Genomic DNA, 2,860 nt, shown 5'->3' on the forward strand with positions numbered 1-2,860 from the left:
AGACTATAAAAAAATTCATCAAATTCCTTCATTCTCTTTAGTGAATCAGGAAGGTAATTCCATTACTGAAAAAGATGTGGAAGGCAAAATTTATGTAGCAAATTTCTTCTTTACTACCTGCAGAAATATCTGTAGCAAAATGACTACTAATATGCACCTGATTCAGGATGCATTTGCCGATGACGAACAAATCTATTTACTCTCGCATTCGGTTACACCTGAATCAGATTCTGTAGCCAAACTGAAAAAATATGCACTTGATAATAAAATAAGATCAGACAAATGGAGTCTGTTGACAGGCGATAAATCATCCATTTATCGACTTGCAAAACAGGAATATTTTGCGGGAGATACCATCGGCTTTTACCAAACAGGCAATGAATTTCTTCATACCGAAAACTTCATTCTGATAGACAAGCATAGAAGGATCAGGGGAGTATATAATGGGACACTCTTAGTTGAAATTGAACGAATAAAAGAAGATATTGCGATATTGAAAAGAGAGGAGTAATGTCAAAAATCTATTCCTTTTTTAACATTGCCTTTTTCAAAGCCGCTGTAGTTTTATGATCACCGGTATGGCTCCATCCCGGAGGCATGAATAAATAAAATATCTTATTGGTCAATCCGGGTGCATGCCAAACATCCTTTGCCAGGGCTGTAATTTCTCCAAAATAAGCATCTAGAAAACTATTGGGTATTATCTCACGGGTAATTCCATATTCTACCTTAATTTCATCCCTTTCTGGCTGATAGGTTTTGAACACCTTATCCCAAATATTTAAAAGATTGCAATAGTTAGTATCCATGTATTCAATATTCTTAGCATGATGAACACGATGATGTGCAGGGCTTAAAATAAATTTTCCCAAAATACCCAATCTCGCATTTTTCATTACTGATTCTCCAATATGAATAAAAGAGCCATAGGTGCCATCAATGAACATGATCACAAATAACATAGCCGGCTGAACCCCCGCAAGCATACAAATTGAAGTTCTAATCACATCGGCATATGGCCCTTCAAGAAAGAAATGAGCGTGCGAAACTGCCAGATTCATACTTTCAGGAGCATGATGTGTAGAATGCAAACACCAAAATAACCTGACCTTATGAGCCAAAAAATGATAAATAAAGTGGGCGAACTCCCAGATAATATATCCGTAAATAAACCAGTACCAGGTAAAGGAAATGGAAATTATAGCATACTGTTCAAATAATCCGATACAAAAAAGGGTCATCCCAATAGAAATGTACCTTCCCAATACCGAGTTGAATAAATAACTGAAAAAGGATATTTTATAAGCTACAACCTTGAATTTCTTATACAAAAGCCCCCTTAACAATTCTAAAATCAAAATAAATGGCAAAATTGGAGCAACAATAGAGGTTATACCTTGGTAAGTTAAGAGAGACTGATAATTACCAGATTTGATAATTTCAATAAGCCCATCAAAGCTAAAAAAGCCCCAGATCTGCTTAACAATAGTTTCAAGAAATTCCATATTAAAGATTAATAATCAACTAAATTTAGACATTAGATTTTAACATATAAAGCTTTTAGCCTTCACCTTTTAGCTTTATGCTTTTAGCTTTCACCTTTATGCTTTCACCTTCAATACCCCGCTGCCTGCCCATCTTTCCTAGATTCAGAAGCTCCAAAATAAACCTTTCTTACCGGATCATAGCGAATAGCCTGATAACCTCCATATAGCCCATTAATATAACCAACCTGATGCCCCTTCTGCATTAAATCTCGGATTACATCATAGGTATATCCACTTTCAAGCGTGATGGTGCCACCTTTAGGAGCCATGCCTTCGCCAGTAGGCTCAGAAGACCCATCGTGGTTTATACGCGGATAATCACCTGCTTCTTGAACATTTAATCCAAAGTCAACTATATTCATCACTATCTGTACATGTCCTAAAGGCTGAAACGATCCACCCATCACTCCAAAGCTCATGACTGGCTGCCCATTTTTGGTCATAAATGCTGGAATGATTGTTTGAAAAGGACGTTTTCCGGGAGCATAGGTATTACTTTCGCCTTCTTTCATCACATTGAATAATTCTCCACGATCTTGAAACATGAAGCCAAGCCCGTCGGGCATCATACCCGAACCAAACCCACGAAAATTACTTTGAATCAGTGATACCATATTGCCGTCTTTATCGGCAACAGTCAAGTAAATGGTATCTCCATCCTTCATGGCAGCATTACCAGCATCGACACGTTCGGCGGCCTTATTAGGATCTATCAGCTTTCTACGTTCAGCAGCATAGGCTTTAGATATTAACTCTTTGACCGGAACTTTAGCAAATTCCATATCCGCATAAAACTTTGCCCGGTCTTCAAAAGCTAGCTTTTTTGCTTCTGTGAACAGGTGAATATGTTCTGCACTTCCTAATTGAATCTTAGAAAAATCATATCCTTCAAGAATATTCAGCATTTGTAAGGCCGCAATCCCTTGTCCGTTTGGTGGCAGTTCCCATACATCATATCCCCTATAATTAACCGAAACCGGATCAACCCAGGTTGAAGTATGCGAAGCCATATCTCCATAACTCAGAAAACCCCCATTTTTTTTCATAAAGGCATCCATCGTTCGAGCCATATCGCCTTTATAAAATACATCCCTACCCTCTTTTCCTATCCTTTCAAGTGTGTTGGCAAGGTTGGGGTTTTTGAATACATCGCCTTCAACAGGTACCTGACCTTTAGGATAGTAATGCTGTGCAACATTGGGATACTGATCATATAAAGACACCACATTTTTTAAAGAGTTGGCTAATTCGCCGTGCACAGGAAATCCATTTCTAGCATAGGATACTGCCTTTTCAAGCACTTTGCTCATTGG

3 protein-coding genes are annotated in these 2,860 nt (G+C 38.0%); 1 reads left to right on the forward strand and 2 read right to left on the reverse strand.

Annotation, left to right across the window (positions count from 1 at the left end; all coding sequences use genetic code 11):
* Window positions 1-511 (forward strand): SCO family protein (locus ACIQZ6_RS12660; protein ID WP_395811649.1); only part of this gene is annotated, 511 nt, incomplete at its 5' end.
* A gap of 10 nt (window positions 512-521) precedes the next feature.
* Here the strand turns inward: ACIQZ6_RS12660 and ACIQZ6_RS12665 are convergent.
* Both ACIQZ6_RS12665 and ACIQZ6_RS12670 read right to left on the reverse strand, forming a co-directional pair.
* Window positions 522-1,505 (reverse strand): sterol desaturase family protein, encoded by a 984-nt coding sequence (locus ACIQZ6_RS12665; RefSeq protein WP_395811651.1) that lies wholly within the window; start codon window positions 1,503-1,505, stop codon window positions 522-524.
* Between the two features lie 110 nt (window positions 1,506-1,615).
* Window positions 1,616-2,860, reverse strand: a 1,245-nt coding sequence (locus tag ACIQZ6_RS12670; protein ID WP_395811653.1) for a gamma-glutamyltransferase family protein, incomplete at its 5' end; no start/stop codon positions are given.

The organism is Daejeonella sp. (assembly GCF_044348475.1).
Taxonomy (GTDB): Bacteria; Bacteroidota; Bacteroidia; order Sphingobacteriales; family Sphingobacteriaceae; genus Daejeonella.